The organism is Anabaena sp. AL93 (genome assembly GCF_001672085.1).
GTDB classification, from domain to species: domain Bacteria; phylum Cyanobacteriota; class Cyanobacteriia; order Cyanobacteriales; family Nostocaceae; genus Dolichospermum; species Dolichospermum heterosporum.
Genome location: NZ_LJOU01000005.1, coordinates 38,065 through 55,203, shown reverse-complemented (window position 1 = coordinate 55,203; position 17,139 = coordinate 38,065). Strand labels below are relative to the sequence as shown.

General features: G+C 37.7%; 14 protein-coding genes. 9 read left to right on the top strand and 5 right to left on the bottom strand.

Annotated elements, in window-relative coordinates:
• Positions 1–79 precede the first annotated feature (79 nt).
• Positions 80–505 carry a hypothetical protein gene (locus tag AN486_RS02375; protein WP_168635157.1) on the top strand — a complete coding sequence of 142 codons (426 nt, stop codon included), beginning with the start codon at positions 80–82 and terminating at the stop codon, positions 503–505.
• Between the two features lie 123 nt (positions 506–628).
• On the opposite strand, the gene AN486_RS02370 is transcribed toward AN486_RS02375, so the two are convergent.
• Together AN486_RS02370 and AN486_RS02365 are read right to left on the bottom strand one after the other, a co-directional pair.
• Positions 629–1,096: a hypothetical protein gene (locus tag AN486_RS02370; RefSeq protein WP_168635156.1), complete on the bottom strand. Its 468-nt coding sequence runs from the start codon at positions 1,094–1,096 to the stop codon at positions 629–631.
• 488 nt (positions 1,097–1,584) lie between these two features.
• Entirely contained in the window at positions 1,585–1,989 is a 405-nt protein-coding gene (locus AN486_RS02365; protein WP_290599057.1) for a hypothetical protein, read from the bottom strand.
• 547 nt (positions 1,990–2,536) lie between these two features.
• Here AN486_RS02365 and AN486_RS02360 point away from each other — a divergent pair.
• The 4 genes from AN486_RS02360 (at position 2,537) to AN486_RS02345 (ending at position 8,556) form a co-directional block, all read left to right on the top strand.
• Positions 2,537–3,868 carry an efflux RND transporter periplasmic adaptor subunit gene (locus tag AN486_RS02360; RefSeq protein ID WP_168635154.1) on the top strand — a complete coding sequence of 444 codons (1,332 nt, stop codon included), beginning with the start codon at positions 2,537–2,539 and terminating at the stop codon, positions 3,866–3,868.
• A 118-nt stretch (positions 3,869–3,986) separates the two neighbouring features.
• Positions 3,987–7,148 carry an efflux RND transporter permease subunit gene (locus tag AN486_RS02355; protein ID WP_290599054.1) on the top strand — a complete coding sequence of 1,054 codons (3,162 nt, stop codon included), beginning with the start codon at positions 3,987–3,989 and terminating at the stop codon, positions 7,146–7,148.
• A 132-nt stretch (positions 7,149–7,280) separates the two neighbouring features.
• On the top strand, positions 7,281–7,436 hold the full coding sequence (locus AN486_RS02350) for a hypothetical protein (protein WP_290599052.1): 156 nt from the start codon (positions 7,281–7,283) through the stop codon (positions 7,434–7,436).
• Positions 7,437–7,740: 304 nt separating this feature from the next.
• Positions 7,741–8,556 (top strand): DUF1838 domain-containing protein, encoded by an 816-nt coding sequence (locus AN486_RS02345; protein ID WP_290599050.1) that lies wholly within the window; start codon positions 7,741–7,743, stop codon positions 8,554–8,556.
• Positions 8,557–8,672: 116 nt separating this feature from the next.
• On the opposite strand, the gene AN486_RS02340 is transcribed toward AN486_RS02345, so the two are convergent.
• Positions 8,673–9,041, bottom strand: a complete 369-nt coding sequence (locus AN486_RS02340) for a pentapeptide repeat-containing protein (RefSeq protein WP_053537681.1) — start codon at positions 9,039–9,041, stop codon at positions 8,673–8,675.
• 1,342 nt (positions 9,042–10,383) lie between these two features.
• Here AN486_RS02340 and AN486_RS02335 point away from each other — a divergent pair.
• The 3 genes from AN486_RS02335 (at position 10,384) to AN486_RS02325 (ending at position 12,069) form a co-directional block, all read left to right on the top strand.
• Positions 10,384–10,722: a hypothetical protein gene (locus AN486_RS02335; protein WP_027403615.1), complete on the top strand. Its 339-nt coding sequence runs from the start codon at positions 10,384–10,386 to the stop codon at positions 10,720–10,722.
• Positions 10,723–10,797: 75 nt separating this feature from the next.
• Positions 10,798–11,337 carry a hypothetical protein gene (locus AN486_RS02330; protein WP_053537682.1) on the top strand — a complete coding sequence of 180 codons (540 nt, stop codon included), beginning with the start codon at positions 10,798–10,800 and terminating at the stop codon, positions 11,335–11,337.
• 51 nt (positions 11,338–11,388) lie between these two features.
• Entirely contained in the window at positions 11,389–12,069 is a 681-nt protein-coding gene (locus AN486_RS02325) for an SDR family oxidoreductase (protein WP_168635151.1), read from the top strand.
• A gap of 44 nt (positions 12,070–12,113) precedes the next feature.
• Here AN486_RS02325 and AN486_RS02320 read toward each other — a convergent pair whose 3' ends face one another.
• Positions 12,114–13,952 carry a bifunctional serine/threonine-protein kinase/formylglycine-generating enzyme family protein gene (locus AN486_RS02320; protein ID WP_168635516.1) on the bottom strand — a complete coding sequence of 613 codons (1,839 nt, stop codon included), beginning with the start codon at positions 13,950–13,952 and terminating at the stop codon, positions 12,114–12,116.
• Between the two features lie 693 nt (positions 13,953–14,645).
• On the opposite strand from AN486_RS02320, the gene AN486_RS02315 reads away from it, so the two are divergent.
• On the top strand, positions 14,646–15,233 hold the full coding sequence (locus AN486_RS02315) for a hypothetical protein (protein ID WP_168635150.1): 588 nt from the start codon (positions 14,646–14,648) through the stop codon (positions 15,231–15,233).
• 166 nt (positions 15,234–15,399) lie between these two features.
• Here AN486_RS02315 and AN486_RS02310 read toward each other — a convergent pair whose 3' ends face one another.
• Complete coding sequence (locus AN486_RS02310) at positions 15,400–17,043, bottom strand: acetolactate synthase large subunit (protein ID WP_168635149.1); 1,644 nt, start codon at positions 17,041–17,043, stop codon at positions 15,400–15,402.
• Positions 17,044–17,139 lie beyond the last annotated feature (96 nt).

The following is a 17,139-nucleotide window of genomic DNA, read 5'->3' as shown; positions in this document are numbered from 1 at the left end:
ATGCCAGAATTTTTGTATACTTGATAATGTTTACCCGTTATATACTTACTGGAAATCTCCATATCTAAAGGAAATTAAAATGCTAAAAGTTCTTTGTGTTGCTTTATTTACAAGTGTTTTAACCAGTGCTAACGTATTAATGCTTAGTTCTGTAACAATAAAACCTGCTTATAGTCAAAATAATGCTACTATCAATTACTTCAAACAAGGCTATCAAAGAGCTTATGCTGGCTGGTCAAACTTTAACAGTGAGGAGAGAGCAATGGATAAGAGAATTGAACTTGCTTTGACAAATGCAGGTATGAGAAGCATTCCTGTCACAGACCAAAATCTGATATGGATGATCCAGCAAATAAATGCCAGTCCTGATCTTTATACGGCAGGATTTATAGCAGGTCGGATGAGTGTGTTAGCCCAGGCAACCCAAACATTTGATCAGACAGATAGCTTATTATGTTCTATAGGGAACCAGTTCGGAATATCTGCCGGAAAAGCTTACTGTTAATCAATACCTTCACGAAAACCCTGAAACCCTATTGATGTGGTAACGATTTCATTGGGTTTCAGTCCTATTTTTAGAAAATTGTTATAAGCATTGTTATTGAATGAAATTAATTTCTAGCAATACTTACCCCAAAATCTCAGTTAACTTCTCCAGCAAATCTTCCGCCAAATCTAACAACTCAATCTCATCAATCGTTTCATTACTAGAACTGCGATCGCTCCCTACAACCCCAACACCACCTACTAACAAATCCTTAGCAGCAAAAATTCTCTTATTCTCTGTTAATTGACTCAAACAATATTCTAAACCTTCAATAATTTCTGAAACAGATTTATCCTGTAACTTTTCCCGTACCTTTACCGCAACCGCATCATCACTTTCTAAAAAAGTTGTCATCTTTTCTATATAAGTTGGTTCATCATTATCATCTCCCCAAGTATCTAACCAATCACCCTCAACATCATCACAATACAAATAGGTTGCATCTAGCCCATATTTCATGATATCATTCTCTAATTGACGGGCTGTTTCTATATGTTGTAAAAAATTATCTAATTTCTCTTGACTGTTAATTGGTTCTTGGTTAACCATAATTACTCACTTCATTAAATTTCCTATTGATAAGAATAAACAATATTCATATTCCCCAAAAATAAAATAACAATTGTCAACACTGCAACCAGACTAGCAAAAAACTTAGTTCGTCGATAAGTAGTGAAACAGAATTAATTACACAATTTCATTGCGTAAGCGTTGCGTGGCGTTAGCCATATGGAACGAAGTGAAATGAACCAATTGCAAGGGTTGTGATTGCTTCCCTTCGCTCGCAATGACTGTAAATATTTTGTCCAATTACTTAATAGACATCTCCAAAAAAGATTGTAGAGACGTTCCATGGAACGTCTCTACAGGGTTTTCAGGTCAAGTATCTTTAATTTTTGGAGATGTCTAATAAATACTTTGCAATTGATTGCGTTCATCCTGTTCATCCTTCAATCCTGGACATCCTGATTCTGACAATTACCAGTTGCAGAAAAATCATATTTCCCACAACTGGCATAACTTACCAATCCCTAACCTTATCTATGACTATCAAGTAAACTATGATGGGAAAAAATACCCTTCAATTTCAAATTAGTGAAGACATTTATAGAATTTACTAATTCTCGTTGTTCAGAACTTAAATCTAATGCTGCCAAAGCTTGATCAATATTATCACCATTGTGTAATTCGTGAGCAAGCAAATCACGTTGAGATAAATCTAAAATTGCCGCAATTTCTTTATTTCGACGCTGACGAATCCCTTGTAGTGCTTGATTTTCTTGGGGAGTAAAATCATATTCAGATAATTTGATATTATCGCTAATTTCTCCAGAGTTTGTGAATAAGTGACTAGCACGAGCCAAAGGAACTTCCCAGGAGAAAAAGGTAATGGCAAAAATAAGAGCCAAAGTCAATAACCGTTGTGTTAATTTATTAATCATGTTGATTTTGAGGTTAATAACAGCTTAAGTTAAATTCTAACTAGTAGTTCGTCAAATTTATTTTGACGGGTAATGATCGGAAAAAACTTCTGTTCTTCCCTCCCCCCCCTGCCTCTCTTCTCCCCCTGCTTGCCTTCACCCGTCATTTTCGGGTTGACAGACTACTAGGGAAAGAGTAGCCTAGACAATTTTCCTATTTCCGGGTGCGACTTGCCAAAGAGAAACAAGCATTAATCAGCACTTATTTAATAGAACAAACTTACTAGTCATTAAATGGCATAAATCCTGAGTTCAAGACAGTGACAAAGAAATCAGGCTGTTTCTATATTTAAGGTGAGCTAAAGTAGATAATGTTTTCTCTATGACTCAATTCAGAAATTGATCATCAGGATAATTATTTTGCTAATAGATTGTAAAAAAATGTAAAGCCTGTATATTTAAATTAGATGATACATATTTTTGTCTGTTCATTATAAATTAGAAGTTTCAAAATTAATATCATACACATAGAGTTTTAACTATTCATTCCGTCAACTTGTTATCAGCCATGACACTACCTGAGCCTCAAACCGATATTAAAGACATTTACCCGTCACCTCCCAAGTCAAATCGGTGGCTGCGCTTACTATTAGCTGCATTGTTATTAATTGGGGGTGTCAGCGGGATAGCATGGAAATTGCTACATCCTGAAAAACCAAATCCAGCAGCGGCTAATGCTCCACCTCCGGGGGTTAAGGTTAAACTATCCCCAGTGCAAACAGGTACAGTTGAAGATAGTACGGAATATATAGCCATTCTGGAATCGCGGCGTTCAGTCAACCTCCAACCGAGAATTCAAGGTCAGGTTTCGCAAATATTCGTGAAATCAGGAGATCCAGTTTCCTCCGGGACTGCGATTCTGCAAATAGATTCTCGACAACAACAAGCCGCAGTTAGTAGTTTATCCGCTGCTGGTCAAGGCTCGCAAGCGCAACTAGAAAATGTTCGCGCTACTCTGAAATCTTTGCAAGCAGAACGCCTAGCAAATATTGCTAATATGCGCTTAAGTCAACAAGATTATAAGCGCTATTCTGAATTAGCTGCACAAGGGGCTGTATCTCGTCAGACTCAAGATTTATATGCTAACAAACTAGCGACGGCAAAAGCCCAACTAGGGGCGATAGATTCCCGTATTCAAGCTCAAATAGCTACCATATCCCAGGTAGAAAAATCCTTACAACAATCTGATGCCAATATTAAACAACAACAAGTTCAACTTCAGTATTATAAAATAACTGCTCCTTTTGCGGGAACTGTTGGTGATGTTCCCGTTAAAGTAGGGGATTTTGTGAATACTTCCACACCATTAGCAACTATTACCCAAAACCGACCTTTAGACGTTAAAATTCCGGTGCCATTGGAAAAAGGTACACAATTACGTCCAGGATTGCCAGTGGAATTAATTAACGCCCAAGGTAAAATTATTGGCAATAGTAGTATATTCTTTATTTCTCCCAATATTACTAATAACTCTCAATCAATATTAGTTAAAGCACTTTATAACAATGATAATGGGCAACTACGAGCAGATCAATTAATTCGGGCTAAAGTGATTTGGAATCAACGTTCTGGAGTGCTAATTCCCACAACAGCAATATCTCGAATCGCTGGAGAAACCTTTGTATTTGTAGCCGAAACTGGAAAATCTCCTCAAGATGGTTCTCAATTAATAGCTAAACAAAAACAGGTGAAGTTAGGCAATATTAAAGGGAATGATTATCAAGTAATTGAGGGATTACAACGGGATGAAAAATTGATAATTTCAGGAATACAAAACCTCAGAGATGGACTGCCAATAATTCCTGAAAATGAAGAAACAGGGAATAGTGAAAAGAAGTAATCACCAATTACCAATAGGACTCACGCAAAATATCTCTCAAACCCTCATTTCTCTGTGTCCTCTGTGCCTCTGTGGTTCGTTATTCCGTAAATCTTAATCAATCACCAATTACCAATTTATGTTTGTTAACTTCTTTATTAAACGACCTGTATTTACCAGCGTCTGCGCTATTATTATTTTACTTGTTGGTGCAATCAGTATTCCCACATTGCCTACAGCCCAGTATCCAGAGATTAGTCCTACGCAGATTATCGTCAATTCTAATTATGTTGGCGCTAGTGCGGAAATTGTTGAAAGTACCGTCACGACGATTTTAGAACGGCAAATTAACGGTGTCGAAGGCATTAAATACATGACTTCGAGCAGTAGTAATGATGGTAGTAGTACGATTACTGTCACATTTGATGCTTCACGGGATAAGGATATTGCCGCCGTTGATGTGCAAAACCGCGTCACCTCGGCTGAACCCCAGTTACCAGAAGCGGTGAAGCAAACAGGAGTGACTGTGAGTAAACAGTCTAACAATATTCTGTTAGCGATCGGTTTGTTTAGTGATAATAAAGCCTTAAATAATGTCTTTTTAAGTAATTATGCAGATTTATATTTAGTAGATGCCCTGAAGCGGATTAAAGGTGTCAGTGAGGCGCGGATTTTTGGTGAACGTCGCTATGCAATGCGCCTATGGCTTGACCCGAATAAATTGGCTAGTCGGAATCTAACTACTGATGATGTGATTAATGCCCTGAAGGAACAAAATTTACAGGTAGGTGCGGGACAAATTGGACAACAGCCAGCCGTTGATGGTCAGATGTATCAAATTGACTTGAGGGCAGTTAGTAGGCTGACGGAAGTTGAGGAATTTGACAATGTGGTAATTAAAACTGCTGGTGACGGTAGTTTGATTAAGTTGAAAGATGTGGGAAGGGCGGAATTGGGAGCGCAAAACTATAGCTCATTTCTGCGGTTTAAGGGGAATGAGGGTGTGGGACTGGGGATATTTCCGGCACCGGGAAGTAATGTTTTGGACGTGGCTAATTTAATCAAAAAGGAAATGGCGCGATTGTCGCAAAGCTTTCCGCCGGGGATGAAATATCAAGTGGCATTTGACACCACGACTATTGTAGAAGAATCTTTGGCAGAAGTGATAAAAACTCTTTTAGAGGCGATCGCTCTGGTAATTCTCGTTATCTTTATTTTCCTACAAGATTGGCGCACCACCTTAATTCCTGTGATCACTATTCCCCTATCCTTAGTTGGGACTTTTGCCTTCGTCAAAGCCTTTGGATTTTCCATCAACACCTTAACTATGTTCGGTTTAACCCTCGCAACCGGCATGGTAGTTGATGACGCGATTATTGTCGTGGAAAATATCTCCCGCTTAATTCAAGACCAAGGAATGTCACCCCGTCAAGCGGCTTCAGTCTCCATGCAAGAGCTATTTGGGGCAGTAATTGCTACTTCCCTAGTATTAATGGCGGTATTTGTCCCTGTCGCCTTTTTCCCCGGTGCAACTGGACAAATTTACAAACAATTTGCCCTGACAATTGCCTTTTCTATCGCCATTTCCACATTTTTGGCTCTCACCCTCACGCCTTCTCTTTCTGCCTTGTTGTTGCGGCAAAGACCCGCACCTAGAGGGATTTTGGGTTGGGTATTTGGTAGAATTAATTGGTTTTTAGAAGCCATGGGTTGGGGATACGAGCGCTCTTTAAGATTTTTAACGAGAATAAAAGCGATTATTCTCCTGTTATTTATCGGTTCATTAGGTTTCACCGCTTGGTTGTACATGACTGTACCCACCGCATTTCTCCCCGACGAAGACCAGGGTTATTTCATTACCATTATCCAAGGTCCAGAAGGTTCTTCACTCAAATACACCAGTAAAGTCATGAGTGAGGTAGAAGCAGAAATATTGAAATTACCAGAAGTTACAGGTACTTTTGCGATCGGTGGTTTTGGTTTTAGTGGTAGCACCGCTAACAGTGGCGTAATTTTCACAACCCTCAAATCCTGGGACGAACGTAAACAACCAAATCAATCAGTGCAAGCGATTATTGGTAATTTAAGAAAAAGCTTTTCAGGAATTACCGAAGCTAGAGTTTTCCCGGTTAATCCCCCCGCAATTCGCGGTTTAGGTAGTTTTAGTGGTTTCCAATTTCAGTTACAAGATATAGCGGGAACTAACAGCTTAAATTCCATGCTGCAAACCGTTGGTCAGTTCATGATGCAGGGAAATCAAACCCCCGGATTGCAAGCTGTATTTAGTACCTTTACCGCCAACACACCCCAAATCTTAATTGAAGTTGACCGCAACAAAGCTAAATCTCTACAAGTTTCTATTGACGATATTTTTAAAACCCTGCAAACTTATTTGGGTTCAAGATATGTCAACGATTTTAATTTTCTGTCTCGTACATATCGGGTATACATCCAAGCAGATGCTCAGTTTCGTTCCAATCCTGATGATATTGGTTTATTAAATGTGCGTTCTGCAACTAATCAGATGATTCCTCTGAGTAGTTTGGTCAAATTAACTCCCACAACGGGAGCGCAAACTATTAATCATTACAACTTACTTCGTTCCATTGAAATTAACGGTTCTCCTGCTCCTGGTACTAGTTCTGGACAAGCAACTTTAGCTATGGAACAACTAGCTAAAAAGATATTACCCACAAGCATGGGATATGAATGGTCAGGTATTGCGGCTCAGGAAAAAGAATCCGGTGGACAAGCACCGATAATTTTTGGTTTGGGATTACTTTTCGTCTTTTTAGTCTTAGCTGCTCAATATGAAAATTATGTTGACCCTTTGATTATTATGTTGTCAGTTCCCTTAGCTATTATGGGAGCTTTAGCATCACAATCATTACGAGGTTTAAATAATGATGTATTTTGCCAAGTTGGGTTAGTCATGTTAATAGGTTTAGCCAGTAAAAACGCAATTTTAATTGTCGAATTTGCTAACCAATTACGAGAACAGCAAGGTTTATCAATTACCAAAGCCGCAGTAGAAGCAGCACAAGGTCGTTTACGTCCAATTCTCATGACTGCTTTTTCGACTTTGTTAGGAATTTTTCCCCTAGCAACTGCTACAGGTGCAGGTGCAGCAAGTCGTCAATCTTTAGGTACTGCGGTATTTGGCGGAATGTTTGTGGCGACTTTCTTGAGTTTGTTTATTGTGCCAATTCTCTATATCATCATTGGCACAATTCGCCAACGTTTGCAACCTGTTCATCATTCTCTCCATTTAGAAATGCAAGAAGAAGATCATGTTTCATAAGACTTCGCGGTAAGTGGGAAACTCAGTGTCTTTAGACCTGAGAGGGAAGCGGCGCGAGCGGTTTTAACCGCTGTGGTATTTTCTGTATTATCCGTGATGCGGATATTCAATATATTACTTTAATCAATTATTATGGAGAAGTCAACAAAATTACATCATAAATTGGTGGCAAAAGTTAAGAAGTCAATGGGAGTGCAGCAGGTTTTGTTGTCTCCCAACAATGAAACCAAAGCGATATTAGAATATCTCTGTCAGCAGTCAGGAAAACTCTATAACAGTGGCATTTGAAGTCTAAATCTTGTAGGTTTGTTTAAATAAACGTGAATTCGATGAACCTCACCCCAACCCCTCTCCGACGCGGAGAGGGGCATATTAGTTTGTTTTTAGATAAAATCAGAGTTTTAAGCCTCTCCAGTATTAAATGTTATTCCTTTTCCCTCTCCTCTTAGGAGAGGGTTAGGGAGAGGTGCAAAGGAGAGGCTTGGAGAGGGGTCAAATTATTTTCGTCGAACTCACGTTAAATAAAGTAAATACAACATTAATCAAAAGGGAACATTGAATACAATTGTTTTAGTATTGAAGGAGATATATAATGATAGACCAAACTCAATTAGTAGATGTTAAGCAATGGATTAAAACCCGTGCTTCTCTAGATGCCAAGGAGTCGAATTTTTTGAGTTGGACAGGAAATATTTATAGTTTTATTCCTGGAGAAAAACGACAATTATTATTTAAAATTGTGGGAATGAGTGTGAGTCGGTGTATAACCACAGGTGAAGGTAGTTGGGATTTTACTTCTAGAGAATTAACCTATTACCTCAATCCAGAAACCAAAGAGATTTTACATAAATGGGAGAATCCTTGGACACAGGAAACAGTCACTGTTATGCACGTTGCTAATAGTCCTGTTCAGGGTCAATTTAAAGGTCAATTACCTGTGCAATTAGACGGAGAAAAAACTAATTTTGTATTTGACATCTTTCCTAATTATCCCAATCCTTTAGCTGAAAATCCCGAATTTCCTGATTATTGTCCAGGAGGAATTTATCAAGCAGCAGAATTATTTAAAATCTCTGTTCCCACAGCAGATTTAGAAAATTCACAATTAAATTCGGTTACACAATTAAGCATATCCTGGGATAGAATCGGTCAATGGTTGCCCTGGATGAAAATGGGTGAACATCCTGGTTATTTAATTTACAGTGCTACAGGTAACAAAGTTAGTGGATTAACAGAATTACATCCAATTTTACAACAGGAAATTAACACTCGCGTTCCTTTATATAAAGCAGCACCAAAAAGTTATATTGAGGGAGAAGATATGACCTCTTGGCTTTATTTTCAAAAGCATTTTTCCGCATATTTAGCTGGAGAAATATTCCCCATACCAGCACCAGAAGAAGTTTAATTGACAATTACAGCAGTCTTCATGTATTTAGACCAAACTCTTGATTCCTCTTTGCGCCTCTGCGTCTGGAACGTGAGACAAAAAAATGTGGTTCATTTACCCGAAAATCGCTGTAATTACAGCTTTTGCATATTGTGACTAAGAGGATCAAAATTTCTGGGAAATTTGGTGCTTTCATCATAATATGCACGATTTAAATTCGCGCCATACAACTTAGTATAATGCAGCCTAGCCCCTCGAAGATTTGCTTCAGTAAGATTAACACCGGATAAATTTGCTCTTGTTAAATTTGCCTTGGCTAAATTTGCTCTACTCAAATCTGCTCCCCAAAGTTTAGCTTTAGCTAAGTTAGCTTCACTTAAATCCGCTCCCCATAAATTAATCCCTGGCAAATAAGCATTAATTAGTTTAGCTCTGATTAGTTTCGCAGAAACAAAATATGTTTCGCCCGCAAGATAACGCCGTTTTAGTTCCTCAGCTTCCATATTTAACCTACTTGAGCCACAAAACCTCTATCCTAAGAATACTGCTTAAATTATTTGTTGGTGTTTTCTTTGCACAAAGATTTCTGCTTATACAAAATATAAATAGTATTATCAAGCACTAGTAAATTAATACTATTTGTGGAAGTGCAGCTATTTGACACATAAAAAACGCCTGAGTTTTTAACCCAAGCGTTCCCCGTATAACTTTCTACCAATTCACTACTATTGTAACATTTAAAACCTGCGACTCAAATAACAGAAAGTATAAGCAGCGCGAGGAAAATTGTAACAAATATAAAATGAAGTGGTATCACTCCTTGCATTCACTAAGAATATCTCTTTTAAAATCAAATGGCTAGTGTAGAGAGTGACACTTTCTTAACTGACACTAGTTAAAAATGAAGCATAGTAAATAGGAGTTAATCAAACACGGCTAAATAGTAAATATCGCAGCATTTCTGTATAAAGATGTCAGCGTTACTGTAATTATACTAAACACGGTTCAGACATGGACTTTTACAAAATTACGAAAAACCTCAAGTCGTCTCGTTCCCATACTCTGTATGGGAATGAATTCTAGAAGGCTCTGCCTTCAATGATATTAGAGGCAGAGCCTCATCAACTGCATTCCTAGTCAGAGACTAGGAACGAGATGTGGCAGGGATTTGAGGGAACACCAAAAAATAAATTACCCAATTTTGTGGGATGGGCATCCTGCCTGTCCTTGATGATTAGCGGGCAAGACTTGTACTGAGCTTGTCGATAGCGTAGCGTGGCGTTAGCCATAGTATGCCCGCACCACAAGAAATTTTTGGGTATTTTTTTAATTGGAAGTCCCTGAGCTTAGTTCCCTAACTCAACGGAAAATATGGCTAACGCCACGCTTCGCTATCAGGAATCAAACCGGATTCCTATATTAGGGTGATGTAAGTAGGTTGGCGTTGAAAATTGTCGTTATAGCAAGGCAAGAGGCAAGAGTAAAGAAGTTTTCAGCGATTTTACGTTTCTTTACACAGTTTGGTTTTATTGTGTTCACCTACTTAAATATGGGGGCAAGATTAAGGATAAGTAGTGAGACAGAATTAATTACACAATGTCATTGCGTAAGCGTTGCGTGGCGTTAGCCATATGGAACGAAGTGAAATGAAGCAATTCCAAGGGTTGTGATTGCTTCCCTTCGCTCGCAATGACTGTAAATATTTTTGTCCAATTACTTATTCCTGACGAAACAACAAGATAGAAATATTGATTTTCTTTGGATTTTTTGAGCTAAAATGGGAATACTGGGATTATCTCTGGCAGTAATTTTTCTAAATTATACATCTACACAACTCCAGCGAAAATGTCTCAAGATCCTCAACAATCACCTCAAATCCAAGAAGTAATTGGACTAAAAGCACAACACTTTGCTGATTTAATCAGAACCGCACAATTAGTTTTTGATCCGACTGCGGGAGTTACCGGCAGGAATGTCAAAATTGATTGGGAAGATTTTGGTATGCCTCGGAATATAGAGGATAATCTCAGAATTATTGGTGAAGAGTTTCAATATGCTTCTCCCCATGTTCCTGTTGATGTAATCTGGGGTAAATTAACCACAGAAACTCGAATTTGGTTTCTAGAAAAGAAAGATCAATTGTGGCAATTTGAAGAATTTTTACCTGCACTTGATGAAGATTAACTATTGCCAAAAATACTTTTTTCTAGTAGGATATATACATTTTGTATCCTACTTACTTACTAGAAAATAAAGTTGATGAAAATTATAAATTTCCAGTTTTTATTAGTTTTGATTTCTTTGATATTGCCGATAATAACTCCGGTTTGCCATAAGTCTAACATGGCTTTGGCAGGAAGTATAATAAATTATGATCAACCAATTATTAATCAGCAAATAGTTGTTAATAAGAGTGAATTTGGCGTAAAGATAGTCAACCCAGAAGGGAAAGTTAATTTTTTTCCAACAACTACAGTTCCATTAAAAGAAGGTGATGCTTATGGTTGGAGAATTACACTTAACAACTATCAAGGTAACATCAAAGGTAAAGTTAAATGGCGGGAAGTTTTAACTTTACCACAAGCCCCCGAAACTTGGACAACAGAAAATAATAAAAATTTCTCCATATCGAAAGATGGAAAAACAGCAACTTCCACACGCACAGTAACACCTGTGAATGGTGTAATTGAAAATTTTTGGACTATTGCTGCTGGAGATCCTTTGGGTAAACATCAAATAGAAGTCTATATTGATGAACATTTAATTGGTACTTTTGCCTTTGAAATAGTTCCGTTCTAAAATGACAGTTTTGTGCTAAATGTAAGTATAGCATCTTTTTATAGACTAATTATGTTAATCTCATCTTCCATTTTTCTAGCCGGTGCTAGTCGCGGTGTTGGGCAAGAAATCGCTAAATATTTGATAGCACAACAAATTCAAGTTAAAGCCCTGTTGAGAACAGAAGCCGCTGCTGTGGCAGCAAAAGCAATGGGTGTTTATCCAATTCTAGGAGATGCGTTAAATGTAACTGATATTGAACAGGCAATTTTAGGAAATGAACCTATTCAAGCCGTTATCAGTACATTAGGTGGTTTACCCACAGATAATATCAAACCTGATTATATCGGTAATAAAAACCTCATTGATGCCGCAGTCAAAGCAGGAGTTAAAAAGTTTATTCTCGTAACTTCCATTGGTAGTGGTGATAGTGTGGTGGCTTTACCGCCCCAAGCTTTAGAAGCACTCAAACCAGTTTTAATTGAAAAAGAAAAAGCAGAACAATATTTAATTTCCAGCGGACTTAACTATACAATTATCCGTCCTGGTGGTTTAAAATCAGCACCAGCAACCAACAACGGAATTATCACCGAAAATCCTCAGATTGTGGGTACTATTCATCGTGCAGATGTTGCCCAATTAGTTTGTCGCTGTTTAAATTCTGATCATACTAATAATAAAATTTTCTCAGCCATAGATCGGAACATGATATATCCAGGATTACCGGAATTTGTGGAATTTAATTTAGATTAGTTGTTGTTAACTTTGAGGACTAAAGTCCTCACTACTAATTCAATTTAAACAGAAAATACTACCCGAAACCCACACATTCTTAAACCACCGTCTGCTTCATTCCAACTTCTACTAGCGCTGCGACAAAGTTCTGCACCAAAATTCCATGCACCACCCCTTAAAACCCGACGATGTTTATCACCACCATCTTCCCAGACATTACCATTTGTAGGTGCGCCATGATAGTTATTATGCCAAGAATCTGCACACCATTCCCAGACTAATCCGTGCATATCATATAAACCAAAAGCATTAGCAACTTCAAAATAACCAACATTAGTTGTTTCTTTCCGAAATCTACTTTTTGGTTCTACAGAATAAGTATCGCTACCGCTACAGTTAATTAAATCAGAAGTAATAGTTTCTCCAAAATGGAAAGATGTGGTAGTTCCTGCGCGACAAGCATACTCCCATTCGGCTTCACTAGGTAAACGATATTCTCTCCCAGTTTTAATTGCCAATCTGGCACAAAATTCCACAGCTTCATACCAAGAAACATTTTCGACAGGCAAATTTGCACCTTTAAATTTTGAGGGGTTAGGGGGCAATTCTTGTTGAACTGGAGGTAAAGCTGCTATGGTTCTCCACTGTAATTGGGTAATAGGATATTTTCCCATGAAAAACGCTGGAACTATGACTTGATGTTGAGGACGTTCATCATCATCACCTTCACAACTTAGAGAACCCATGATAAAATTCCCATTGGGAATTGATACCATTTCTAAAGTTGTATTTCTGCCTAATTCTTCTTTAAAATATTTAGTATTTCGTCTATCACGGTTAACTTCTCTCCCCGAAGTATCTACGGTAATTACATAAAAATCAAAGTTGGACAAAGAAGGTAAGGGAACAGTAATTTTTGGGGAAGGTGGAAGTATTAATGGTGGTTTAGGAAAGGAAGAAAATTTAATGACTACGGGAGATTTAGGAAAGTTTAAATCATCCAAAACATCCATTGCTGATTGATATCTATCATGTGCAAAATGTTGGAGTAACTTATCTAGGATTTGCTTTAATTCATCACTAATAGTAATTCCTTTGATTCGTAAACGTTCTGCCCATAACCATTTAGCATTCATGGCATCATAAAGATGATCTTGAAGTTGTCCATAATCATTTTGTAATGGTAGATCTTGAGTTAATAAGCGTACACAAGTGACACCCAAGGCATATAAATCACTTGCTTGACAAGCAAACCCAGCCATTTGTTCAGTTGGGGCATAACCAAGGGTATAAATAGCTGTTGCTTGTCTAGCTATACTGGTTTGAGTAACTTGTTTCGCACCTCCAAAATCAATTAATACGGGTTTTCTATCACTATCTCGACGCACAATGTTTTCTGGTTTGATATCGCGGTGAATTACATTATGTTTGTGAACAAAATCTATAACTGGTAATAAGTCAGCCAAAAGTTGCCGAACTTGGGTTTCATCATAAGCTTGATTTTGCAGTTCTTCGAGAAGAGTTTTCCCAATAATAAATTCCTGTACTAAATACAAACTAGAACCTTGTTCAAAGTAAGCTAAAAGTCGGGGAATTTGGCCATGGTTTTCTCCCAAATCGTAGAGTCTAAAAGCTTCTTCTCTGAAAAATTCCGCTGCTTTGGCACGTTGTCCAGTTCCCTGAACTTGGGGGAAAAATTGCTTAATTACACAGGGTGCATTCAGTCTATCTACATCTTCAGCAGCGTAGGTTCTGCTAAATCCACCTTCACCTAATAACCTCAAAACCCGGTAACGGTTTCGCAGCATTTCCCCAAAATTACTTTCTTGACAACTCAGACAAGATTTAGAGGTTTTCGGGTTGAAGGGGTTGGAACAATTGGGATTTTGACAAATTTGCATAGAAGTTGGGAACATAGCATCCTGTAAAAGTAATCCCCAATTTTATTGATTTGTCAAAATGATTTTGATTGTTGTTAGAGGGTGTTTGAAAAGTTATGGTTGATGTATCAAATATTTTTTACCCCACCCTAACCCTCCCCTTGTAAAGGGGAGGGAACTGGATTTTTATTGTTTCCCCCCTTTACAAGGGGAAAGGGGGGTAGCAATGTGATGAAAATTACGGAATACCACTTTTCAAACATCCTCTTAGAAAAAAATAGTCAAAATATAAATTAGTTTATGGGAGAAGGTGAAAAAATCTAAGTTTTGATTTACTTATAAATAATACTTTCAGCTAGAAAAATCTGTGCTGTTTGTTGCACAGATTCTAATTTTTTTCCCAGTCCATTTCCTGCTTTGTTGGGTTTTATACTTCAACCCAACCTACAAATCTACAAATCAAAGTTTTTTCCAATTTGGACTAGGTATAAAAGCAAAACTTTATAGAAATTTGGTATAGAGTGTCTATTTAATTAAGATCCCTATGGGGAGTACCAGCAGGAGTATTTAAGGGTAGAAAAAATCAAGGTAAAATACATAAATTCTCTTTTATACTATTGAATAATTTGATCATTGCCATTGTAGTAGATTTGACAAGATTTTATGATTCTGGTATATTTATGCAGGTTTTAGAAATGTACTTTAACTTTTTTTATGTCACATTCTCCTACACCAGATAAAGATCCTGATCAAATCCAGAATGCTGATTCTGATAAAAAACAGAATATGAATTCCCAAGTTCATAGCATTTTACTTGCTCTGACTGATTTAATTGAGCAATTATCTAAATTAATAGGGATATTAAAGAATAATCCCATATTAATTAATATTATAGTGGCACTAGGAACGGGATCAATTTCATGGACATTTTATTCGGGTGATTTTCAAAACCAGACGTATCAAGAAGCAAAAATTAATTTGCATGATGTGTGTAAACATGAGACAACTAAAGAAGCATTCAGGGAGAGATATCCAAAAGAGAACGTAGAAAATTATTACGTAGCTATCCCTTCCCACAAGTTAAGCACAGATAAGCCACTGGTTTATCCAGTATTTCGATGGGTATGTCAGTTCAAAAAAAGAGGAATGACTCATGGTACTAATGATTCACAGGATATTAGTCCAGTAGGCCTTAATTTGGATGAATATTGTCGACAAGAATACCAGGCTCAATTACTTTACAAAGCAACTCATCGAAATTACAAAGATCCTAATTCTTTGTATTGTGTTAACCCTAATTGAGAATACACATTTATTAGCATAACAAGTGCTAAAGAACCACAATAAATAAAATCAATAAAGACCTAGATTTGTGGAGATTTAGCACTGCTAAACCGCTCCGTATTCAGGATATCTGAGATTGTGGGATAGGATTTCAAGATTGGGAAAATACCTACCCCACAAGGATTTAAATTTCGCAGCTTAACTCACCGGCTTTTTTGGTAAAACGGCGATTTTCTCGATAATCTACCCGACAATCTATCACCGCTGGTACATTTTGTGCCAAAGCTTCTTTCAGTAAAGGAATAAAATCCGCAACGGATTCGACGCGATAACCCTTTAATCCCATACTTTCGGCAAATTTGACGAAATCAGGATTACCAAAATGGACAAAAGATGAGTTACCTGGACCAAATTGATTTTCTTGCTTCCATTCAATTAAACCATAGCCACCGTCATTAAAAATCAGAGTAACAAATGGTGTTCCGACTCGCAAAGCTGTTTCTAATTCTTGACAATTCATCATAAAACCACCGTCACCAGTGGCAGCGACAACTTTACGATCTGGGTGAACTAATTTTGCGGCTAATGCACCGGGGATGGCAATACCCATAGCGGCAAAACCATTGGAAATAATACAAGTGTTGGGACTATGACAATGATAATGTCTAGCAATCCACATTTTATGTGCGCCAACATCAGAAATTACAATATCATCTGGTCCCATAACTTGCCGCAAGTCATAAATTAATTTTTGCGGTTTAATAGGAAATTCATCATCTTTGGCGTATTCTTCGTAATCAGCGCGAATGTTAGAACGCAAGCTAATAGAATAGGGATTGGGTTTATTGTGTCTGTCTGCTAATTTTAATATTTCATTGAGGGAATCAGAAATATCACCAACTATTTCTACTTGGGGAATATAACTACTATCAATTTCTGAAGAAGTTGCCGCAATATGAATAATAGGAATTGTTCCTTCAGGATTCCATTTTTTGGGGGAAAATTCAATTAAATCATAGCCAATTGCTATGACTAAATCTGTATTATCAAAGCCGCAGATAATGAAATCTCGTTGTTGTAATCCCACAGACCAAAGTGCTAAAGGATGAGTATAGGGAATAACTCCTTTACCCATAAAAGTATTGACGACGGGAATATTCATTTGGGTGGCAAATTGCGTGACTGCATCACTAGCATGGGCGCGAATTGCGCCATTTCCGACTAAAATGATGGGATTAACGGCTTGGGAAATTGCCCCAGCAGCGGCGCGAATACTGGCAAAGGAAGCATAGGTTTTTTCGCTATTATCCTTATTTAAAGGTTTGCCTTCGACAGGCATGGCGGCAATATTTTCTGGTAAATCAATGTGAACAGCACCGGGTTTTTCAGTTTGCGATCGCTTGAAGGCTTTTCTCACAACTTCGGGTGTAATACTCGGTCTGACAATCTGTTTATTCCACTTAGTAACTGGGGCAAACATTGCCACCAAATCTAAATATTGATGGGATTCAATGTGCATTCTATCTGTTCCCACCTGCCCCGTAATTGCCACCAATGGCGCACCATCTAAGTTAGCATCTGCCACCCCAGTCATTAAATTAGTTGCCCCAGGACCAAGGGTAGAAAGACAGACTCCGGCTTTTCCTGTTAACCTACCATAAACGTCAGCCATGAATGCAGCACCCTGTTCATGACGGGTAGTAATAAATTGAATTGATGATGTTTTTAAAGCTTCCAAAACGTGCAAATTCTCTTCTCCAGGGAGTCCAAAAACATATTGAACTCCTTCGTTTTCTAAACACTGTACTAATAATTCTGCGGTATTCATATCATTTCCTCAAAATAAAAAAATATCAAAATCACCAAATCAAGGCATAAATAAAAACCAATTATCTGCCTTTATCTGCGTCCATCTGCGTTCATC